Below are 19,230 nucleotides of genomic sequence, written 5' to 3' on the forward strand. Positions count from 1 at the left end.
ATTCTGGATAGACTTTGTAGGCCGGTGCACTATCCAAGGAGAATGAGCATGGGTACGCAGACGCCTGATTTCGATCTCGATGATGACTGGGAGCCGGAATCCTGGGAAGACGAGCTGGAGGAGCTGGATGACGAGAGCTGGCAGGACTATGACCCTCTCGACGATCAGTGACTCCCTGTAACGCCTGAGGGCGGGCCTGGTGCCCGCCCGATTTTTTGTGTGGCGAGGGGGGCAGCCCTTGGTGAGAACGGGGCGGGCTGGTTAGAATGAACTGCTCAAATGACGCTGTACGAGGCAGGCAGCGGCTCAACAACGATTCCAACGACGCCAAGGATGAATATGCGCTCACTCGTCATCATGTTTTGTGCCGCCCTGCTCGGGGGCTGTGTTTCCAACTCCGACGACCCTTGCGAGAAGGTGTGGAGTGACGTGGGAGAGGCGGACGGCAAGCTCGGTTTTGCTGGCGATCGGGTGGCTTTTCACCAGACCCAGTGCGGGGAAAAAGTGGACCTTGCCCTTTGGGAGCTGGGTCGCCAGAAGGGGCTGGCCTGGTATTGCCGACCCGAGCATCTCTATCTGGCAGGACGGTCGGGAGAGGAGTATCGCGGCGTCTGTCCCAACGACGTGCAGGCCCGTCGCCTGTTTGAACAGGGTCGCCATGGCTGGACTGATCAATAAATCAGCCTTCCTCTCTCTTCTGAAATCTTGCGTGAACCTCTTCGTGAGAAGAGGGAGCTACCCTTCTTTATGCTTCAGCCGCAGCGGCTGGCACAGGTAATCCTTGTCATTGGCGCTGCGGGCACACTTGCCACACACGAATTTGGGTTTGCGCACAATCTTGCGCAGCGTCTTGAGATCGGCGGGGATCTCGTGACGGCGCCACTCACACAGCGTCTTGTGACCCATGACGTCCTCGACAGTGAATGCAACGGGTGAGAGGGGCAGGACCCCTCCCGGTGTGGTTACTGGTACAGGTATTTGGTGAAGATGAGCTCGCGGACCGCCTTCTTGCCCGTCTCCTTGACCAGCAGTTCGTTGACCTTGGCCTCACACTCCTTGCGCAGCTCTTCCCGGTTCACCAGGGACTTGATCTGTGCGCCCGTCTTGCTGCCAATCAGCCGGATGATGGCGTCGCGGATCAGGGGGTCGTGCTGCTCCAGCAACTTGAGGTCGGCAGCGTCCGTGGCCATCAGCTCTACCGTCACCCGTACATAGCCGAGGGTTTTGCCGTCGCCAAGGTAGTTGGTGATGATGTCCGGATCCAGAGCGTGATAGGCGAATCCCGGCTGGACGGCGGAGGAGGCGGGATCGGTGGCCTCTTCCTCATTGGCGAAGGCATGTGTATTCAAGAGGGTACACCCCAGGGACAGCAGCAGAATTCTGAAGATCTTCATCTGGATGGCTCGGCAGCGACGGATGCCCCATTTTTGATGCTGCCATCGGGGCCGTCAAGCACGGATGTTCTTACAATTCGCCATTGATTTACGGATAATAAACCGGTTTTTAACCTGACAACGGAAATCTCCGGATGGTGAAGCTGTGAAGTCCGAGTTGACTGTTCCCCTCGTCCAGCTCGTCCCGTGGCGGGCGCCTGCAGAGTGCGAACCACCCGAGGCGCTGCGTCCCTGGTTGCTGGAGGCCGATTCCATGACCCGGCGCCTGCGTCGTTACAATCATCACCTCTCGGTGCAACTGCTCGGCAATCGCGCCGTGTCGCTGACGGTGGACGAGCAGGCGCTGGTGGCGGTGTCGGCCCCCGTGGGCATGTGCCGCGAGGTGATCCTGCACGGTGATGGCGGGCCTGCCATCCTGGGTTGGACCCTGTTTGCCGAAGCGGCCTTGCAGGGGGGCGGTTTGCAGGATCTGGGAGAGCAGCCGCTGGGAGAGCGCATTTTCGGTGATGCACCGGCGCGGCGGGATCACCTGCAACTGGCCTGTTTCGAGATAGCGAGCAATCCCTGGTGTCCGGCCGCCACCGTCTGGGGGCGTCGTTCCCGCCTGTTTCTGGGGCAATGGCCACTGCTGGTCCATGAACTTTTCCTGCCCTCGCTATCGTCTCATTCGTTGCCATCGGATAAGGAGCTGGAGTGAAGCTGTTAACCAAGGAGCGGGGACTGGCCTATGCGCAGTTGGCCCGCATCGACAAGCCCATCGGTACCCTGCTGCTGCTGTGGCCGACTCTGTGGGCGCTCTGTCTGGCGGCTGGTGGCCTGCCTGACCCCTGGATCCTGACCGTGTTCGTGGTGGGCGTCTTCCTGATGCGCTCCGCCGGCTGTGTCATCAATGACTATGCGGATCGCAACTTCGACGGTCATGTGAAACGCACCGCCGGGCGACCGCTGCCCATGGGGCGGGTCGCCGAGCGGGAAGTGCTGGTACTGTTCGCCGTGCTGGCGCTTCTCTCGTTCGCCCTGGTGCTGACGTTGAACCCGCTCACCATCAGCCTGTCCTTTGCCGGTCTGCTGCTGGCAGTCTGCTACCCCTTCATGAAGCGCTTCATCCCCATCCCCCAGCTGGTGCTCGGCATGGCCTTCTCCTGGTCCATTCCCATGGCCTATGCGGCCCAGGCCAATGCCCTGCCGCCGGAAGCCTGGCTGTTGTTTCTTGCCAATTTGCTGTGGACCATCGCCTATGACACCGAATACGCCATGGTGGACAGGGATGACGACCTCAAGCTCGGCCTGAAATCGAGCGCCATCCTGTTCGGCCGCCACGACAAGCGGATCATCGGCGCGCTGCAACTGGCGACCCTGCTGATCCTGCTGGGGGTCGGGCAGCTGATGGGGTTGGGATCCGGTTATTACTGGGGGCTGCTGGGGGCGGCGGCGCTGTTCGTCTACCAGCAGCGACTGATCCGGGAGCGGCAGCGGGAAGCCTGCTTCCAGGCGTTTCTCAACAACAACTACGTGGGGGCGCTGGTGCTGCTCGGGGTGATGGTTCACTACCTCTAACCTGCCCCCTTCCTTGATGAAAAAAGGCCGCATGATGCGGCCTTTTTGTTGGGTGTCGACGCCTCAGAGCCGGTTGCCCGCCTGGATGGTGCGGCGGATCTTGTTGCTGAGCAGCGGCACTATATTGTCGGCCAATGCCTGGAAGCGGCCGAGATCCGGTTTGCAGCCCGGATCCAGATAGCCTTCGCTGCGCAGGGTGTGGATCAGGGTGCTGAACAGCTTCTGGTCGAAGAACTCGGGGGCGTTGATGCCGTGCAGGGTGCCGAGGCGCTCCGCCATCATCAGGCCGTCCGCTTCCAGCTGCTCCGCCTCGATGTGGGGCTGGGCCAGCATGCGGGTCAGCACGATGGCGTAGCGCTGCAGGGTCTCCTGGATGCTTTCGGCCAAGAGCAGCAGGCGCATCTGGTTGCCGGGGTTGACCCAGTAGCCGCCGTCGCGTGCCTCGACCAGTTGCTGGCGTAACAGCTCGGCCAGCAGGGCATCGATCAGTTCCGGCAGCTCCTCCTCTTCATAGCGCAGGAAGAGTTCGGTCTTGAGCAGGGGGTAGATGTCGACACAGCGGGCGACGATCTCGCTGCGGGAGATCCCCTCGCACCGCTCGATCAGGGCCGCCACCAGGGAGGGCATGGCGAACAGGTGCAGTATGTTGTTGCGGTAGTAGGTGAGCAGGATCGCCTGATAGCGGTCCAGGCTGATGATCTGGCCCAGCTTGTCCTCGCTCACCTCGAACTTGTTGAGCTCCATCGCCTGCTCCAGCAGGGTCCTGGCGTCCTCGTCCGGCATGGTGCTGTGCGGGCTGTAGGGCACCTGCTTGAGCAGGTCCAGATAGGTGTTGAGCTGGGCCTGGAGTTCGTCCCGGGTCAGGGCGTGGCGCTCGGCGGCCAGCAGGGCCAGGGCACTCAGGGTCAAGCCGTTGACGGCGGCGGCATCGTTGATGCGGGTCATCAGCAGCTCGGCCAGCTGGTTGACGGTGGAGGCCATCCACTCGGGACGTTCCTCCCGGCCGATGCTCTCCTTCCAGGTGGGTACATGTTCGCCGAGGTAGCTGTTGAGGGTCAGCGGTTCGCCGAAATTGACGAAGCCACGGCCATAGTTGCGCAGCTTGCGCAGGATGCCGAGCACCTGCAGGAAGCTTTCCTTCTCCTTGCGGCTCCCCTTGAGTTCGTTGTGGTAGGTGTTCACCTCCATCACGTGCTCGTAGCCGAGGTAGACGGGGACCAGGGTCACCGGCCTGTCCAGCCCGCGCATCATGGCCTGCAGGGTCATGGCCAGCATGCCGGTCTTGGGGGGCAGCAGGCGACCGGTACGCGAACGCCCGCCCTCGGTGAAGAACTCCACCGAGTAGCCCTTGGCGAACAGCAGGTTGAGGTACTCCCGAAATACCGTGCTGTAGAGCGGATTGCCCTTGAAGGTGCGGCGGATGAAGAAGGCGCCGCCGTGGCGGAAGATGGGGCCTGCCGGCCAGAAGTTGAGGTTGATGCCCGCCGCGATGTGGGGCGGTACCATGCCCTGGTGGTAGATGACGTAGGAGAGCAGCAGGTAATCCATGTGGCTGCGATGGCAGGGGACGTAGACGATCTCGTGCCCTTCCTGGGCCAGCTGACGCACCTGCTCTGCTCCGTTGACCGAGAGGCCGCGATAGAGCTTGTTCCACAGCCAGCCAAGGAAGCTTTCGCCGAGGCGGATCAACCGATAGGAAAAATTGGAGGCGATCTCGTCCATGTAGCCGTGGGCACGCTTTTGCGCCTTCTCCAGGCTGATCCCTTCCCGTCTGGCCTCCTCCTCGATGGCCTGCTGGATCACGCTCGAATCCAGCAGTTGCTTAAACAGCAGGTTGCGGTTCGGCAGCTTGGGCCCGGTGGCGGCCAGCTGCTGGCGGCTGAAGTGGGTGCGGGCCACCCGCGCCAGCTTGTGGGCGATGGCCTCGTCGGTGCCGTGCTTGTCCGCCATGTAGCGCAGGGAGAGGGGCGGGGAGAAGCGCACCAGGTTCTCGCGCCCTTTCAGGATCACGATCAGCGCCTTCTTCAGGCGGTTTGGCGCCAGGCTGCTGATGATGTTCCAGCCGGAGGCCTCCTCGCCTTCCCGGCCCGGTGCGCGGCCCCAGAACAGGGTGACGGGTACTACCTGGATGTCCAGCGCCGGATCCTGCTTGTGCAGGTCCAGCAACTGGTGGAACTCCTGCAGGAAGGGGAGTGGCTTGTTGCGTGTGCCGAACAGGGGAGGCGGACGATCCAGACAGACGTAGCGTGGCAGCAGTTGACCGTTCAGCTCCAGCGGCGTGAAGGGGCCGGGCAGGCCGAGATCCTCGCAGCACTGTTGCAGGGTCATCAGGTCGGTGATCGAGCTGGTCTTCAGGGCATAGACGATGGGTCTGGCCGGATCCAGCTTGAGCTCGGTGATGGGGTTTTCCGGCAGGCTCTTGTGATTGACCAAGCCGCTGACCGGCCATTGCAGGATGGCTCTGGAAATCTTCTGTCCAAGGGACATGTGCGTCTGCTCTCCAAAAAAATGCGGCGTGAGCATAGCAAATCACCGACTGCTTGTCGCCGAGAGGTACGATGAGTCGGTACTTCAGAGCGGGGGGAGGGGCAAATGTGCGTCGGGTCGCGACAAATGCCAGTTGCGCCTTGCCTTGGCCCCAGCACTGTATATACTGCCAGTGTGCTGTATAAAAAGACAGGTGCCCATGCTATGAAACCCCTTACCCCTCGCCAGGCTGAAGTACTCGAGCTCATCAAGGCGAACATGAACGAGACCGGCATGCCGCCGACTCGCGCCGAGATTGCCCAGAAGCTTGGCTTCAAGTCGGCCAACGCGGCCGAAGAACATCTGAAGGCCCTGGCCAAAAAAGGGGTCATCGAGATCATGCCGGGCACGTCCCGCGGCATTCGTCTGCTGCTCGAAGAAGAGGACGTGCAGCCTGAAGAAAACGGCCTGCCACTGATTGGCAAGGTGGCGGCCGGGGAACCCATCCTGGCTCAGGAACACATCGAGAGCCACTACCAGGTGGATCCCGCCCTGTTCCACCCGCGGGCAGACTTCCTGCTGCGGGTGCAGGGCATGAGCATGAAGAACATCGGCATCATGGACGGGGACCTGCTGGCGGTACACAAGACCCAGGAGGTACGCAACGGCCAGGTCGTTGTGGCACGGCTCGACGAGGACGTCACCGTCAAGCGCTTCCAGCGCAAGGGCAGCCAGGTGTGGCTGCTGCCGGAAAACGAAGAGCTCTCCCCCATCGAGGTGGATCTCGCCAGTCAGCACCTCACCATAGAGGGCCTGGCGGTCGGCGTGATCCGCAACGCCGACTGGATGTAAGCATCCGATGCGATGAAGAGGCCTCCTGCGGGAGGCCTCTTCATTTTCATCTGCCGATGGCATCTCCCTCCCCACCTTTTCGCTTCTCCTTCCTGTGCACATAGTCTCGCCGCACGACATGCATTTCGGATATATCCTTTGATAAGGCCCCTGTCATGGTCGGTGATCAGGGAAGGGGGAGTCGCACCGGGCAGTACGCCATGGCAGGGATGCATGATCGCCGGGTCGGTGCGCAGAAGGGAGAGTCGCCTCACACTGGGGACTCGTACAGTCAGTACGCTGCCGTGGTTGGTTCGTCGTTGGGGACAAAGAGACCCGTCAGCGTGACCTGTTGAGCAAGGAGGACAGGTATGGCTTCAAGCTCGCCGTGGGATCCGGTGCCGGCCGCAGCGCCCGCATCTTCCATCACCCGATTCATCAAGGGCAGTCGGATGACATGGTTCTATGCGCTCTGGGTCTATCACAAGGGAGATGGCTGGACCATCTGGCTTGGGTGCCCCAAAGACAAGATTGTCCGCCTGGTTCGTCTGTTTCGCCGTCATCACGACATCGGATTGCCGGATGAACCCTGGACTGCCCCCGTCATCCCGCTGCGCGTCCCCCTGAGACGTGCCCAGCCGCAGCACAGGCTGCGGCCCTGATCCCTCTTCCTGTACAAACAAGAGCCCCGCCAGAGCGGGGCTCTTGTTTTGGCGCCGATGCGGCTTATCCATGGCACAGACGCTTTCCCGCCGGGATGCAAGACTAGCCATCGGCGGGGGCAGGCGGGTTACAATGACCCCTACCGGTTTTGCCCCCTGGGCTTCTAACATAAGCAAGGCTTTGTTTTATATGGTTAAACCACGCTTTTACCTGCTGCTATTGCTGTTCATCGGCGCCATTGCGGCGGCTTATTACTGGAGTCAGCCCGCGGTGCCGGAACAGGCCGATTACTACCCGGCGGGGCGAGACATCAACCCGTTTACCCTCACGGATGCGGATGCACAGCCCTTTACCCCTGCCAACCTGACGGGACACTGGAGCTTTCTGTTCATCGGCTACACCTACTGCCCGGATGTCTGTCCGACCACGTTGGCGGATCTGCGCAGCGTCTATCCGGCGTTGAAGAAGATAGCCCCCACTAGCCAGGTGGTATTCATCTCGGCGGATCCCCAGCGGGATGACAGCGCCCGCCTGAAGAGCTATACCGCCTTCTTCGAGCCCGAGTTCAAGGCGGCGACAGCACCTCACAGTGCCCTCTTTCCTCTGGTCCGCAATCTGGGGCTGGTCTATTCCATCGTGGAAGGGAATCGCAAGGACTACCTGATCGACCACTCCGCCTCCATCGTGCTGATCAACCCCGAGGGGAAGCTGGTGGCCACCTTCCGACCCAAAGTGGCACCGGGTGAGGTGCCCCACGTGGACATGCAGACCATGGTGGCCGACTTCGCGCGCATCGTGCGGCTGGCTGGCGAGTGATCCCGGCGCGCACCATGCTGATTCCCGCCTGGCTGAAGGATCCTCGCCGCCACCGAGCCGTCTTCGCCCTGGCCTTGCCCATGGTGTTCTCCAACGTCACCACGCCCTTGCTGGGGTTGGTGGACACCTGGGTGATCGGTCATCTTGGCCAGGCCTGGTTTCTCGGCGGCGTCTCGGTCGGTGCGACCTTCATCAATCTGCTGTTCTGGTTGCTTGGCTTCCTACGTATGTCCACCACAGGGCTGACCGCCCAGGCTCAGGGTGCAGCCCATGCCGAAGGGCAGCTCGACACCCTGGCGCGGGCCCTGGGCTTGGCGATCGGACTGGGCATGGCGCTGTTGCTCCTGTTGTTGCCGTTCCTGCCTGCCATCATCGCCCTCGGTGGCGGCTCTTCCGAGGTACAGACCTATGCCGGTCAGTATGTATCGGTACGGGTCTGGAGCGCCCCGGCGGCCTTGTGCAATCTGGTCATCATGGGGTGGTTGCTGGGCATGCAGGATGCACGCAGTCCCATGCTGCTTCTGATCCTGGGCAATCTCGTCAACATGGTGCTGGATGCCTGGTTCGTGCTGGGATTGGGCTGGCAGGTGAAAGGGGTGGCCGCAGCTTCCCTGCTGGCGGATTACAGCACGCTAGGGGTGGGGTTCTGGCTGGTGAGCCGGCATCTGCGCCGACTTGATCCCGGGGTGTGGCACAACGCCTGGCTGCGCTGGCGCCAGTGGCCGGCCCTGCTACGGCTGCTCGCCCTGAACCGGGATATTTTCATCCGCTCCCTCTGCCTGCAACTCTGCTTCGTGTTCATGACTCTGCAGGGGGCCAGGCTGGGGGATGTGGCGGTGGCCGCCAATGCGGTGCTGCTCAATTTCCTGATGCTGATTTCCTACGGGCTGGATGGATTTGCCTATGCGGTGGAAGCCATGGTAGGGCGCGCCATCGGGCGGCGTGATAGGCCGCTGCTGCGGGAGGCCATCGTCCTCAATCTGGGCTGGGCGCTGCTGATCGCCCTGGCATTCACCCTCTCGTTTGCCCTGGGGGGCCACTGGCTCATCCGTCACATTACCGACATACCGGCGGTGATCGCCGAGGCGCAACGTCAGCTCCCCTGGCTGGTGGCCATGCCGCTGCTGGCGGTCTGGTGCTTCCTGCTGGACGGGGTCTTTATCGGCGCCACCCGGGCTCGGGAGATGCGCAACAGCATGCTGGTGGCGGTGTTTGCCGGCTTCTTTCCCATCTGGTGGCTCTGCCAGGGATGGGGTGTGGCGGCCCTGTGGGCCGCCATGAGTGCCCTGATGGCAGGTCGTGGCCTGACGCTGGGTTGGCTCTGCTGGCGACTGGAGCGTGATGGACGGCTGCTGGCGGGGCAGGGGACGGCGCAGTCAGTCTGAATTCTGGCCGCCTTGCCAATATCGTCAGCGGTCAGAGCGAGCCTGAATAGTCGAACTGTCGCCAGCTCTCGTAGACGAACACCGCGACGGCGTTGGCCAGATTCATGCTGCGGCTCTGGGGCAGCATGGGGATGCGCAGCCGCTGCTCGAATGGCAGGCTCTCGATGATCTCCATGGGCAGGCCTCGGCTCTCGGGCCCGAACAGCAGGGCGTCACCGGGGGCAAACCGGGCCGCCGAGTGGGCGGTGCGTCCCTTGGTGGTGCAGGCAAAGACCCGTTGGGGGGCGACGGCCGCCAGAAACGCCTCATAGTCAGGCCAGCGCTTGACGTCGGCAAACTCGTGATAGTCGAGCCCGGCCCGCTTGACCCGTTTGTCATCCCACTCGAACCCCAGGGGCTCTATCAGGTGCAACCGGTAGCCGGTATTGGCGCAGAGGCGAATGATGTTGCCGGTGTTGGGGGGGATTTCCGGTTGGTAGAGCACGATATCGAGCATGGAAGGATCCTGGGCTGGTGCGAAACGGGCGCCAGCATACCCAGCACCCGTGCCGATGAAAAGGGGGAGGTCAGGGCATGGGCAGGCGGATGGTGATGACCAGTCCGGTCGGCTGATTGCTGCTGGCCCGGATGGTCCCCCCATGACGTTGGATCGCCTCGGCGGCGATGGCAAGGCCGAGACCAGTGCCCCCGGTCTTGGCGTTGCGGGCATCGTCCACCCGAAAGAAGGGCAGGAACAACCGGGGCTGCTGCTCCACCGGCACGCCAGGGCCGTCATCCCGTATGGTCATCACCCATTCCCGTCCCTCCCGGTACCAGTCCACCTTGATGAACTCGCGGGCATACTTGAGGGCGTTGCGCAGCGGGTTTTCCAGGGCGCGGGCCAACAGTTCCGGCCACATGGTGAGGGATTCGGCGGGCAGGGAAGGGAGCCTGAGCTGTTTGCCGTTCTGGTTTGCCTCGAACATGGCGTCGTCCAGAATGGGCTCCAGCAGCTCCGCCAGGGGCAGCGTCACTGGCGCCTCCACATGTTGCTGCACCCGCGACAGATCCAGCAGATCCCCGATCAGCTTGTCGAGCCGGGCTATCTCCCCTTCGATGCGCGCCAGCTCGGCGCTGTCCCCCTGCTTGCGGCGGATCAGCGCCTGTGCGAGCTGGATGCGGGTCAGGGGGCTGCGCAGCTCGTGGGAGATGTCGGAGAGCAGCTGCTTCTGCTTCTGGATCATGTCCTTGAGGGTATCGACCATGCGACAGACATGTTCGGCCAGCTGGCCTATCTCGTCGCGCCGCCCCAGGTTGGGGATCTGTATTTCCAGGTTGCCCTGGGCGAGTTGGGAGACCGACTGCTGCAACTGCAGTATGGGGCGGGTCAGGCGCCAGGCGAGCAACAGACAGAGCGGGGTGCTGACCAGCATGGCGATGCCGAGGATCTGGATGGGGTGATCCAGGATCTGGATGAAGAGGAACAGGTAGGAGTTTTCGACATTCAGACCGAAATAGACGTGATAGGTCTGGCCGTGATGGACCATCTGGAAGGGGCCGGCGATGGCGCGCTGGTGTTCGCTGCCCAGCATGGGCTTGGCCGGGTTGTCCGAGTCGAGCATGAAACGGATCACGAACTTGCTTAGCCGGGTGCTGGACTGCATCTGCCCCTTGGCATCGCGTAGATAGATGTTGTCCACCGGCAAAAGGCCCGCGGCATCGATGGCCTTGGCCAGATCGAAATCCTGCTCGGGATCCGCGCCCCGTTGCAGCGCCGCCAGGTTGTTGTTGAGACGGGTGATCTCGTGGGCCGGCAGCGGGATGATGTTGCGGGGGTCCAGGGTGGGGAGGATTACCACCGCGGCCACGACCAGCAGCAGGATGAACCAGAACCAGAGGAAGATCTGGGTGGAAAGGCCGTTGAAGGTGCGGGCCGATTTCATGCCTGCTCCAGCCACAAGTAGCCTCGTCCCCGCACTGTCTTGAAGCGGGGCTGGCCGTCGGCCCGCTCCGGCAGCTTCTTGCGCAGGTTGCTCAGGTGCATGTCGATGGCCCGATCGAAGGGTTCGAGCTTCTTGCCCAGCACCTGCTCGGAAAGCAGGCCCTTGCTGACGATCTGGCCCGGATTGCGCAGCAGGCACTCCAGCAGGCCGAACTCGGTGGCGGTGAGTTCCAGCAACTGATCGTCGCAGCGAGCCTGTTGCAGGCCGGGCTGCAGCACCAGATCCATGAAGCGCACCTCTTCCGAGCTGCCGCCGCGCTGGGGAGCCTGGCTCTGGGTTCGACGCAGGATGGCGCGCACCCGGGCCAGCAGCTCCCTGTCGTCGAACGGCTTGGCGAGATAGTCGTCGGCACCGGCCTCCAGCCCGTTGACCCGATCCTGGCTGTCGCCACGGGCGGTCAGCATCAACACCGGGGTGTCGTGGGTCTTGCGCAGCCGGGTCAGCATGGCGAAACCGTTGAGTCTGGGCATCATGACGTCCAGCAGCACCAGGTCGAAAGCCTGTTCTGCCAGTCGCTGCAATCCCTCTTCCCCATCCTCGGCGACGGTGACCTCAAACCCCTCCAGGGTCAGGATTTCGGTGAGCAGCTGGGTCAGTTCGAGATCGTCGTCGACCAGGAGTATTTTGTTCATCTGGGAGTCACTCTGTTGATTTTGCACGCCAAACTGACGTCCGGGTCAGGGTATAATAAGTTTTTACGCGTCGGAGGAAAGCCGGTTTTGAGCCACCAACACTATTCCCGCTGGGTCACCCTGGCCAGCATGGCCGCTGTGACCACCGCCACCCTGCTCATCCTGGGCAAACTGATCGCCTGGCTGATGACGGATTCATCCAGCCTGCTGGCATCCCTGACCGATTCCTTCATGGACATCAGCGCCTCTCTCATCAATCTGCTGGCCATCCGTTATGCGCTGGCCCCTGCCGACGAAGAGCATCGCTTCGGCCACGGCAAAGCGGAGTCCCTGGCGGGTCTGGTGCAGTCGGCCTTCATCTCGGGGTCCGCCCTGCTGCTGGTGATGCACGGCATCTCGTCGATGCTGAATCAGGTGCCCGTGGTGAGCCTGGAGGCCGGGATCTGGGTCAGCGTCGGCTCCATCGTGCTGACCCTGCTGCTGGTGAGCTTCCAGAGCTTTGTCATCCGCAAGACCAACAGTGTGGCCATCAAGGCTGACATGCTGCACTACCGTTCCGACCTGCTGCTCAATGGCGGCGTGCTGGTGGCACTGGTGCTGGCGGGGCAGGGGTGGTACTGGGCCGACGGCCTGTTTGCCATTCTGATCGGTCTGTTCCTGGTGTGGGGGGCTGTCCATATCGGCTACGAATCGGTGCAGGCCCTGCTCGATCGTCAGTTGCCAGAGGAGGAACAAGCGAGAATAATGGCCCTCTGCTGCGCCGTAGAGGGGGTGCATGGCGTACATGACCTGCGTACCCGCCAATCCGGGCCGACCCGTTTCGTGCAGTTGCATCTGGAACTCGATGATCAACTGCCTCTGGTCAGGGCCCATCAGATAGCCGACGAGGCTGAACTGGCCGTCCGCCAGGCCTTCGAGCGGATGGATGTGATCATTCACATGGACCCCATCTCGGTGCTGACAAAAGAACGACAAAGCACTCACCCTGAACAACAGTAGGCTGCAACATGGATGATCTGGTTGCCAGAACCTGGCAAAAAATTCAGCAGGAAGCGCAGAGCATGGCGGCCCAGGAGCCCATGCTGGCCAGCTTCTTTCATTCCACCATTCTCAATCACCGGGATTTGCGCTCGGCGCTGAGCTTCCAGCTCGCCAACAAGCTCGACAGCACCACCATGCCTGCCATCGCCTTGCGGGAAGTGATCGAGCTGGCCCTGCGCAGCGAACCCGAGCTGCTGGCCGCAGTGGCCGCCGACATCTGCGCGGTGCAGGATCGCGACCCGGCGGTCGACCTCTTCTCCACCCCGCTGCTCTACCTCAAGGGATTCCATGCTCTTCAGGGGTATCGGGTGGCCAACTGGCTGTGGCGTCAGGGACGCCGTGCCCTGGCGCTCTATCTGCAAAACCAGATCTCCGTGGTGTTCGGCGTGGATGTACACCCTGCCGCCCGCATCGGCAAGGGCATCATGTTTGACCATGCCACCGGTATCGTGGTCGGGGAAACCGCCGTCATCGAGAACGACGTCTCCATCCTGCAGAGTGTGACTCTGGGGGGGACCGGCAAGGAGAGTGGCGATCGTCACCCCAAAATCCGGGAAGGGGTGATGATAGGGGCGGGGGCCAAGGTCCTCGGCAACATCGAGGTGGGTGTCGGCGCCAAGATCGGTGCTGGCAGCGTGGTGATCAACCCGGTGCCGCCTCACACCACGGTCGCTGGCGTGCCCGCCAGGATTGTGGGCCGCCCCGAGTGCGACAAACCTTCCCTGGACATGGATCAGTGCCTCTGATCCCCTGACCGAGGCCGTTGTATGGTCAAGCGCTGGTCAGGCTTTCTGATCCTGGGGATGTGGATGCTCAACCTGCTGCACCTCTATCTGGACTTCTCCCCCTGGCCCGCCGCCATCGCGGCCTGGGCCGCCTCCCTGCTCACCTGGCCCTGGCTGGTGGGTGCCGCACGGCGCCAGGCGCTGGCCCTCTACGGCGCGGCGCTCCTGCTGCTGCTCTTTTCCTGGTGGCGAGGTGCCAGCCTCAGCCCAGGTGACTGGCTCTTGCCGAATATCAACATGCTGACCATGTTTGCCGCAGTGAGCACCCTCAATCTGGCTACCTCCGGTCTCTTGACCGGCACCGCCTCCTGGTCCGGTCGCAAGGGGCTGTGGAGCACCATGGCCAGCCTCAATCTGCTGGGGGCCGTCATCAATCTTTCGGTGCTCTTCATCATCGGCGATCGGCTGGAGCGCAACGGGACGCTGGAGCGGCGTCAGGTCATGGTGCTGAGCCGGATCTTCTGTGCGGCTGCGTTTTGGTCCCCCTTCTTCGTCGCCATGGCGGTGGCCCTCACCTATGCACCGGGTCTGCAACTGGGCAGCATACTGCCTTTTGGCATACTGGCGGCCTTGCTGGCCATGGGGCTGACGGCCTGGCAGGTAGAGCGACTCGGTGTGGAGACCTTTGAAGGTTATCCGCTGCGGCTCCAGACCCTGGGGCTACCGGTGACCCTGGCACTGCTGGTGCTGGTGATCCACCGTTTCTGGCCCGGACTCAGCATTCTGGCGGTGATCGCCCTGGTGGCGCCCTTGCTGGCCTTGCTGTTCATGCCGCAAGCGGGGCGAGGGGCAGCTCTCAAGCGCCAGGTGGTGGAGCGCTTCCCGGCCATCGGTGGCCAGCTTGTGCTGTTTCTGGGGGCCGGCCTGCTGGCGGCTGGCATCAACAGCGCGCTGTCAGTACTGGACTTTGGCAGTGGCCACGGCCTGCCGCTGTTCAACCACTTCGGCTGGCTGGAAGCTTGCCTGACCCTGCTGCTGATCTTCCTGGTGGCCATAGTGGGCGTGCATCCTCTCATCAGCATCTCGGGGGTGGCGCCGCTGCTCTGGCCGCTGGCACCGGATCCTAGCCTGCTTGGCATGTGCTTCCTCATGGGGTGGGGGCTGGCGACCGGGACGAGCCCGCTCTCCGGCTCCAATCTGGCGCTGGCGTCCCGCTACAACCTGAGCGCCGGGCTGCTGCTGCGCTGGAACCTGCTCTACGGCCTGTTGATGTACGCCGTGGCCTGTCTGATGATGGGGGGCTTCATCGCCTTGCATGGCTGATGGTGGCATCGGCAGGAGGGCGGGTTATGCCACGGCGGACGCCCGGGATCGAGGTTCCTGCTGCCTGCGAGAAAAACCGACGCATATTTAAGCAATACCGGGCTGCAGGGCGCATTTTGCAACGTGCTGGCTTGTTTGTGCCGAGCGCATCAGGGTATGCTGGCTCCACGCGCTTGAATCGCCCTCTGTGGGGCATCGCAATTGAACATACAGGTATGCATATGTCACTAGAAGTCCTTGAGCAACTCGAATCCAAAGTACAATCCGCCGTCGACAACATCTCCTTGCTGAAGATGGAGCTGGACGAGCTGAAAGAGCAGAACAGCAAGCTGCAAGACGAAAACCACCAACTGCGCAACGAGCACGTTGCCTGGCAAGAGCGTCTGCGTGCCCTGCTGGGCAAGATGGACCAGATGGGCGATGCCATCTGATCCCGTCTAGACTGACCGAAATGAAAGCGGGTCGCTCCTTGAGCGGCCCGCTTGTTTTGGTCTGCCGGGCAATCAGAGTGCCAGCAGCTGTTTGACGGTCTTCTCGATGCCGTCCGCCGCCTCCACAATATTGTTGGCCAGCATGTAAGCAGGGGTGGAGATGACCTTGCGCTCCTGATCCACCACGAATTCGCTCACCGGGCAGTCGAGATGACTGCCACCCATGGCTTCGATGGCGTTGGCGGCGCCCTCGTCGTTGCCAATGGTGGCCAGGGTGCCTGCCCCATAGATGAGCGGGATCATGGCCGGTGCGATGCAGATGTAGGCGGCCGATTTGCCGGCTCTGGCAAAGCTCTGGCAGGCCTTCAGCACATCCGGCTGGATGCGGCACTCTGCGCCCTTGATGGCGAAGTCACACAGGTTTTTGGCGGCGCCGAAGCCGCCCGGCACCAGCAGGGCGTCGAAGTCGGCTGCATCCAGTTCAGCTACATCCCTGATCTGGCCGCGGCAGATGCGGGCCGCCTCGACCAGCACGTTGCGGCTCTCTCCCTCGCTGACCTCGCCGGTCAGGTGATTGATGACATGAAGCTGAGGGACATTGGGGGCGAAGCATTGAACGGATGCTCCCTGACGGGCCAGCGCCAGCAGGCTGATGACGGCCTCGTGGATTTCGGCGCCGTCAAACACGCCACAACCACTCAAGATCACGGCCACTTTTTTCATGACAGACTCCTCGTTGTTGAAAATGTGAGCCAGGGTAGATTGTTGTACTTTTGTATGGTTATCGTTCGACCTCCGCTGGTCAAGTCATCTCCCTGTGCTAGGATTGTTTCGTTTTGGATCCTGCCTCAGTACCCCCCTTGAATTTTTTTCCACATTGATCGAGATCATGATGAGTGTGTCATGTTGAGTTTTCATGATCTCAACGTAATGTTTTAAAAGATATTTTTTGTTTTAATCCACAGCTTTGTCACGGCCGTGATGCAATGGTGCCATTTTTGAGCACAGAGTTATCCACAGCAATGTGCCCCACCGGTGCGCCGGGGTGATGGTGGGAGTCCCCTTGGTGTGGTGCGGGCCCTGTGGCATCCTAGCGGCTGTTTATTCTTGGCAGGACGATTTTCATGGCCTCTAGCAATCCTCTTATTCTGGTCGACGGCTCTTCATATCTTTACCGCGCCTTCTTTGCCTCCCAGCAGGCCGATCTGCGCACCTCGACCGGCTTGCCTAGCGGCGCCGTCCGTGTCATGGCCAACATGATGCGCAGCCTTCGCAAGCAGTACCCCGACTGCCACGTGGCCGTGGTGTTCGACGCCAAGGGCAAGACCTTCCGTGACGACATCTATCCCGAATACAAGGCAACACGCGCCAGCATGCCGGACGATCTGCGCAGCCAGGTCGCTCCTATCCACCAGATGATCAAGGCAATGGGTTTCCCCTTCCTGATGGTCGAAGGGGTGGAGGCCGACGACGTGATCGGCACCCTGGCCCGTCAGGCGACCGAGAAACAGCTGCCTGTGCTCATCAGCACCGGCGACAAGGACATGGCGCAGCTGGTCTCCGACCATGTCACCCTGATCGACACCATGAAGGATGTGAAGACCGATCGGGAAGGGGTGATCGAGAAGTTCGGCGTACCGCCCGAGCTCATCATCGATTACCTGGCGCTGATGGGGGACAAGGTGGACAACATTCCCGGCATGACCGGTGTCGGCGAGAAGACCGCACTGGCCCTGTTGCAGGGGATAGGCAGCATCGACGAGATTGCCGCCAACCTCGACAAGGTGGCGGCGCTCGGCTTCCGAGGCTCCAAGGCGTTTGCCGACAAGTTCCGCGAGCAGGAAGAGCAGGTGCGCCTCTCCTACGTGCTGGCCACCATCAAGACCGACGTGGTCCTGGAGCAGAGTCTGGAAGAGCTGCAGCTTGGCCCCATCGACAAGGAGGCCCTGCTGGCGGTCTACCGCGAGTATGAGCTGCGCAACCTGATCAAAGAGCTGGAGTCTGGTGGCGAGGAGAGCGAAGCCGCAGGTGATGAGGAAGGCGCCGCCCCGGCAGCCGCCATCGAAACCGACTATCGCTGCATCCTGGATGAGGCCGAATTCGACGAGTGGCTGGCACGGTTGCAGGCGGCGCCGCTGTTTGCCTTCGATACCGAGACCACCAGTCTCGACTATATGGAAGCGCGGGTCGTGGGCATCTCCTTTGCCATCGAGCCGGGCAAGGCGGCCTATGTGCCTTTCGGCCACGACTATCTGGGGGCGCCGGTGCAGCTGACCGAGGCCGTGGTACTCGGCAAGCTCAAACCGCTGCTGGAAGATCCGGCCCGTCTCAAGGTGGGGCAAAACCTCAAGTACGATCGCAACGTGCTGCTCAACCACAGTATCGAGCTGCAGGGCATCGCCTACGACACCATGCTCGAATCCTATGTGCTCAACTCCACTGCCAGCCGCCACGACATGGATTCCCTGGCCCGCAGGTATCTGAACGTCGAGACCATCTCGTTCGAAGAGATCGCCGGCAAGGGGGTCAAGCAGCTCACCTTCAACCAGATCGAACTGGAGCAGGCGGCCCCTTATGCGGCGGAAGATGCCGACATCACCCTGCGTCTGCATCAGACGCTGTGGGGCAAGCTCTCTGCCGAGCCGGGACTTGCCAAGGTATTCAGCGAGATCGAATTGCCGCTGCTGCCGGTTCTGGCGCGGATGGAGCGACTCGGTACCACCATCGAGCCCAAGCTGCTGCATCAGCAGAGTCAGGAGATCGAAGTGCGCCTGGCAGAGCTGGAGAAGCAGGCCCACGAGCTGGCCGGGCAGGAGTTCAATCTCTCCTCGCCCAAGCAGCTGGGTGAAATCCTCTTCACCAAGCTGGGGCTGCCGATCATCAAAAAGACCCCCAAGGGAGCGCCATCCACTGCGGAAGAGGTGCTGGCCGAGCTGGCGGAGACCTATGAGCTGCCGCGCCTCCTGATGGAGCACCGTGGGCTGGCCAAGCTCAAGTCCACCTACACCGACAAGCTGCCGCTGATGATCAAGCCGCAGACCGGGCGGGTGCACACCTCCTATCATCAGGCGGTGGCGGCGACCGGTCGGCTCTCGTCCACCGATCCCAACCTGCAGAACATCCCGGTGCGCAACGAACAGGGGCGTCGCATTCGGCAGGCCTTCATTCCGTGCGCCGGTTACAAGCTGGTGGCGGCGGATTACTCCCAGATCGAGCTGCGCATCATGGCCCACCTCTCCGGTGACAAGGGGTTGCTGACCGCCTTCGCCGAGGGCAAGGACATCCACAAGGCGACCGCCGCCGAGGTGTTCGGGGTCGCGCTCGATGCGGTGACCAGCGACATGCGCCGCAGCGCCAAGGCGATCAACTTTGGTCTCATCTACGGCATGAGCGCCTTCGGTCTGGCCAAGCAGCTGGGGATCGGTCGCGCCGAAGCGCAGAAGTACATGGATCTCTACTTCGAGCGTTACCCGGGGGTGCTGGAGTATATGGAGCGCACCCGCCAGCAGGCGGACGCCCAGGGCTATGTGGAGACTCTGTTTGGCCGTCGCCTCTATCTGCCTGACATCAAGTCCCGCAACGCCGGTCTGCGCAAGGCGGCCGAACGGGCCGCCATCAACGCTCCCATGCAGGGCACCGCTGCCGACATCATCAAGCGGGCCATGATCAACGTGGATGGCTGGATCCGTGGGATTGAAGACGAGTCGATCCGCATGTTGATGCAGGTACACGATGAACTGGTGTTCGAGATCCGCGAAGAGAAGCTGGAAGAGTACATCGCCCTCATCAAGGAGAAGATGTCGGGTGCGGCCGAACTGGATGTGCCGCTGGTGGTGGAAGCGGGCACCGGTGACAACTGGGATCAGGCCCACTGATCCTGTCTGATGGTCACATAGCTATATAAGAAGAGAAGCCCGGCATCATGCCGGGCTTCCTGTTTGTGGCTGCAGGGTCAGGCCTCTTGCAGGTATTCATCCTTGAGCA

Annotated in this window: 21 protein-coding genes (1 of these 21 cut by a window edge); 13 read left to right on the forward strand and 8 right to left on the reverse strand. The window is 62.1% G+C overall.

Features of this window, described 5'->3' with window-relative positions; all coding sequences use genetic code 11:
* Positions 1–48: 48 nt before the first annotated feature.
* Both I6L48_RS20890 and I6L48_RS04395 read left to right on the forward strand, forming a co-directional pair.
* Complete coding sequence (locus tag I6L48_RS20890; protein WP_010672437.1) at positions 49–171, forward strand: hypothetical protein; 123 nt, start codon at positions 49–51, stop codon at positions 169–171.
* A 168-nt stretch (positions 172–339) separates the two neighbouring features.
* Positions 340–678 (forward strand): DUF2799 domain-containing protein, encoded by a 339-nt coding sequence (locus I6L48_RS04395; protein ID WP_041212113.1) that lies wholly within the window; start codon positions 340–342, stop codon positions 676–678.
* A gap of 57 nt (positions 679–735) precedes the next feature.
* Here the strand turns inward: I6L48_RS04395 and I6L48_RS04400 are convergent, their stop codons facing one another.
* Both I6L48_RS04400 and I6L48_RS04405 read right to left on the reverse strand, forming a co-directional pair.
* Complete coding sequence (locus I6L48_RS04400; RefSeq protein WP_010672439.1) at positions 736–906, reverse strand: hypothetical protein; 171 nt, start codon at positions 904–906, stop codon at positions 736–738.
* 56 nt (positions 907–962) lie between these two features.
* Positions 963–1,394 carry a flagellar basal body-associated protein FliL gene (locus tag I6L48_RS04405; protein WP_201927896.1) on the reverse strand — a complete coding sequence of 144 codons (432 nt, stop codon included), beginning with the start codon at positions 1,392–1,394 and terminating at the stop codon, positions 963–965.
* Positions 1,395–1,539: 145 nt separating this feature from the next.
* Here I6L48_RS04405 and I6L48_RS04410 point away from each other — a divergent pair, with 145 nt between their 5' ends.
* Both I6L48_RS04410 and ubiA read left to right on the forward strand, forming a co-directional pair.
* Positions 1,540–2,091 (forward strand): chorismate lyase, encoded by a 552-nt coding sequence (locus I6L48_RS04410; protein WP_029313450.1) that lies wholly within the window; start codon positions 1,540–1,542, stop codon positions 2,089–2,091.
* Entirely contained in the window at positions 2,088–2,951 is an 864-nt protein-coding gene (gene ubiA / locus I6L48_RS04415) for a 4-hydroxybenzoate octaprenyltransferase (RefSeq protein WP_010672442.1), read from the forward strand. The genes I6L48_RS04410 and ubiA overlap by 4 nt, the downstream gene beginning before the upstream one ends.
* A gap of 63 nt (positions 2,952–3,014) precedes the next feature.
* Here ubiA and plsB read toward each other — a convergent pair whose 3' ends face one another.
* A complete protein-coding gene (gene plsB / locus I6L48_RS04420; protein WP_042014713.1) occupies positions 3,015–5,438 on the reverse strand; it encodes a glycerol-3-phosphate 1-O-acyltransferase PlsB in 2,424 nt (807 codons plus the stop codon).
* A gap of 204 nt (positions 5,439–5,642) precedes the next feature.
* Between plsB and lexA the strand changes: the two genes are divergently transcribed.
* From lexA to I6L48_RS04440, 4 genes are all read left to right on the forward strand, one after another.
* A complete protein-coding gene (gene lexA / locus I6L48_RS04425; RefSeq protein ID WP_010672444.1) occupies positions 5,643–6,269 on the forward strand; it encodes a transcriptional repressor LexA in 627 nt (208 codons plus the stop codon).
* Between the two features lie 431 nt (positions 6,270–6,700).
* Complete coding sequence (locus tag I6L48_RS04430) at positions 6,701–6,910, forward strand: hypothetical protein (RefSeq protein ID WP_080560358.1); 210 nt, start codon at positions 6,701–6,703, stop codon at positions 6,908–6,910.
* 190 nt (positions 6,911–7,100) lie between these two features.
* Positions 7,101–7,727 (forward strand): SCO family protein, encoded by a 627-nt coding sequence (locus I6L48_RS04435; protein ID WP_216987801.1) that lies wholly within the window; start codon positions 7,101–7,103, stop codon positions 7,725–7,727.
* Between the two features lie 14 nt (positions 7,728–7,741).
* On the forward strand, positions 7,742–9,112 hold the full coding sequence (locus tag I6L48_RS04440; RefSeq protein WP_201895272.1) for an MATE family efflux transporter: 1,371 nt from the start codon (positions 7,742–7,744) through the stop codon (positions 9,110–9,112).
* 31 nt (positions 9,113–9,143) lie between these two features.
* Here the strand turns inward: I6L48_RS04440 and trmL are convergent, their stop codons facing one another.
* The 3 genes from trmL to I6L48_RS04455 all read right to left on the reverse strand — a co-directional run bounded on the left by trmL (position 9,144) and on the right by I6L48_RS04455 (position 11,726).
* A complete protein-coding gene (trmL, locus tag I6L48_RS04445; RefSeq protein ID WP_039041146.1) occupies positions 9,144–9,608 on the reverse strand; it encodes a tRNA (uridine(34)/cytosine(34)/5-carboxymethylaminomethyluridine(34)-2'-O)-methyltransferase TrmL in 465 nt (154 codons plus the stop codon).
* Positions 9,609–9,678: 70 nt separating this feature from the next.
* The gene (locus tag I6L48_RS04450) at positions 9,679–11,034 is read right to left on the reverse strand and encodes an ATP-binding protein (protein WP_216987802.1); all 1,356 of its coding nucleotides are present in this window, start codon (positions 11,032–11,034) and stop codon (positions 9,679–9,681) included.
* Positions 11,031–11,726: a response regulator gene (locus I6L48_RS04455; protein ID WP_010672450.1), complete on the reverse strand. Its 696-nt coding sequence runs from the start codon at positions 11,724–11,726 to the stop codon at positions 11,031–11,033. The genes I6L48_RS04450 and I6L48_RS04455 overlap by 4 nt, the downstream gene beginning before the upstream one ends.
* Before the next feature lie 87 nt (positions 11,727–11,813).
* On the opposite strand from I6L48_RS04455, the gene I6L48_RS04460 reads away from it, so the two are divergent.
* The 4 genes from I6L48_RS04460 (at position 11,814) to I6L48_RS04475 (ending at position 15,246) form a co-directional block, all read left to right on the forward strand.
* Complete coding sequence (locus tag I6L48_RS04460; protein WP_216987803.1) at positions 11,814–12,725, forward strand: cation diffusion facilitator family transporter; 912 nt, start codon at positions 11,814–11,816, stop codon at positions 12,723–12,725.
* An 8-nt stretch (positions 12,726–12,733) separates the two neighbouring features.
* Complete coding sequence (cysE, locus tag I6L48_RS04465) at positions 12,734–13,513, forward strand: serine O-acetyltransferase (RefSeq protein WP_010672452.1); 780 nt, start codon at positions 12,734–12,736, stop codon at positions 13,511–13,513.
* A gap of 21 nt (positions 13,514–13,534) precedes the next feature.
* Positions 13,535–14,815, forward strand: a complete 1,281-nt coding sequence (locus I6L48_RS04470) for a hypothetical protein (RefSeq protein WP_216987804.1) — start codon at positions 13,535–13,537, stop codon at positions 14,813–14,815.
* A gap of 221 nt (positions 14,816–15,036) precedes the next feature.
* Complete coding sequence (locus tag I6L48_RS04475) at positions 15,037–15,246, forward strand: cell division protein ZapB (RefSeq protein WP_010672454.1); 210 nt, start codon at positions 15,037–15,039, stop codon at positions 15,244–15,246.
* Between the two features lie 72 nt (positions 15,247–15,318).
* On the opposite strand, the gene elbB is transcribed toward I6L48_RS04475, so the two are convergent.
* Complete coding sequence (gene elbB, locus I6L48_RS04480) at positions 15,319–15,969, reverse strand: isoprenoid biosynthesis glyoxalase ElbB (RefSeq protein WP_041214118.1); 651 nt, start codon at positions 15,967–15,969, stop codon at positions 15,319–15,321.
* A 401-nt stretch (positions 15,970–16,370) separates the two neighbouring features.
* Between elbB and polA the strand changes: the two genes are divergently transcribed.
* Positions 16,371–19,121, forward strand: coding sequence for a DNA polymerase I (gene polA / locus I6L48_RS04485; protein ID WP_216987805.1), 2,751 nt, complete (start codon positions 16,371–16,373; stop codon positions 19,119–19,121).
* A 77-nt stretch (positions 19,122–19,198) separates the two neighbouring features.
* On the opposite strand, the gene I6L48_RS04490 is transcribed toward polA, so the two are convergent.
* Positions 19,199–19,230, reverse strand: partial view of a gamma carbonic anhydrase family protein gene (locus I6L48_RS04490; protein ID WP_041212350.1) — the 3' end only. The gene runs 508 nt beyond the window's last position; 32 of the gene's 540 nt are visible here — the last part of the coding sequence; its start codon lies beyond the right edge, outside the window — the gene reads right to left on this strand; the stop codon is at positions 19,199–19,201.

The sequence above is a fragment of the Aeromonas sp. FDAARGOS 1418 genome (assembly GCF_019048585.1).
GTDB classification, from domain to species: Bacteria; Pseudomonadota; Gammaproteobacteria; order Enterobacterales; family Aeromonadaceae; genus Aeromonas; species Aeromonas caviae.

Coding starts and splice junctions, on each gene's coding strand:
- I6L48_RS04455 (WP_010672450.1), bottom strand. CDS start 11,726: ATGAACAAAATACTCCTGGTCGACGACGATCTCGAACTGACCCAGCTG.
- cysE (WP_010672452.1), top strand. CDS start 12,734: ATGGATGATCTGGTTGCCAGAACCTGGCAAAAAATTCAGCAGGAAGCG.
- I6L48_RS04400 (WP_010672439.1), bottom strand. CDS start 906: ATGGGTCACAAGACGCTGTGTGAGTGGCGCCGTCACGAGATCCCCGCC.
- polA (WP_216987805.1), top strand. CDS start 16,371: ATGGCCTCTAGCAATCCTCTTATTCTGGTCGACGGCTCTTCATATCTT.
- I6L48_RS20890 (WP_010672437.1), top strand. CDS start 49: ATGGGTACGCAGACGCCTGATTTCGATCTCGATGATGACTGGGAGCCG.
- I6L48_RS04450 (WP_216987802.1), bottom strand. CDS start 11,034: ATGAAATCGGCCCGCACCTTCAACGGCCTTTCCACCCAGATCTTCCTC.
- elbB (WP_041214118.1), bottom strand. CDS start 15,969: ATGAAAAAAGTGGCCGTGATCTTGAGTGGTTGTGGCGTGTTTGACGGC.
- I6L48_RS04470 (WP_216987804.1), top strand. CDS start 13,535: ATGGTCAAGCGCTGGTCAGGCTTTCTGATCCTGGGGATGTGGATGCTC.
- trmL (WP_039041146.1), bottom strand. CDS start 9,608: ATGCTCGATATCGTGCTCTACCAACCGGAAATCCCCCCCAACACCGGC.
- lexA (WP_010672444.1), top strand. CDS start 5,643: ATGAAACCCCTTACCCCTCGCCAGGCTGAAGTACTCGAGCTCATCAAG.
- plsB (WP_042014713.1), bottom strand. CDS start 5,438: ATGTCCCTTGGACAGAAGATTTCCAGAGCCATCCTGCAATGGCCGGTC.
- I6L48_RS04475 (WP_010672454.1), top strand. CDS start 15,037: ATGTCACTAGAAGTCCTTGAGCAACTCGAATCCAAAGTACAATCCGCC.
- I6L48_RS04430 (WP_080560358.1), top strand. CDS start 6,701: ATGACATGGTTCTATGCGCTCTGGGTCTATCACAAGGGAGATGGCTGG.
- I6L48_RS04440 (WP_201895272.1), top strand. CDS start 7,742: ATGCTGATTCCCGCCTGGCTGAAGGATCCTCGCCGCCACCGAGCCGTC.
- I6L48_RS04395 (WP_041212113.1), top strand. CDS start 340: ATGCGCTCACTCGTCATCATGTTTTGTGCCGCCCTGCTCGGGGGCTGT.
- I6L48_RS04435 (WP_216987801.1), top strand. CDS start 7,101: ATGGTTAAACCACGCTTTTACCTGCTGCTATTGCTGTTCATCGGCGCC.
- I6L48_RS04405 (WP_201927896.1), bottom strand. CDS start 1,394: ATGAAGATCTTCAGAATTCTGCTGCTGTCCCTGGGGTGTACCCTCTTG.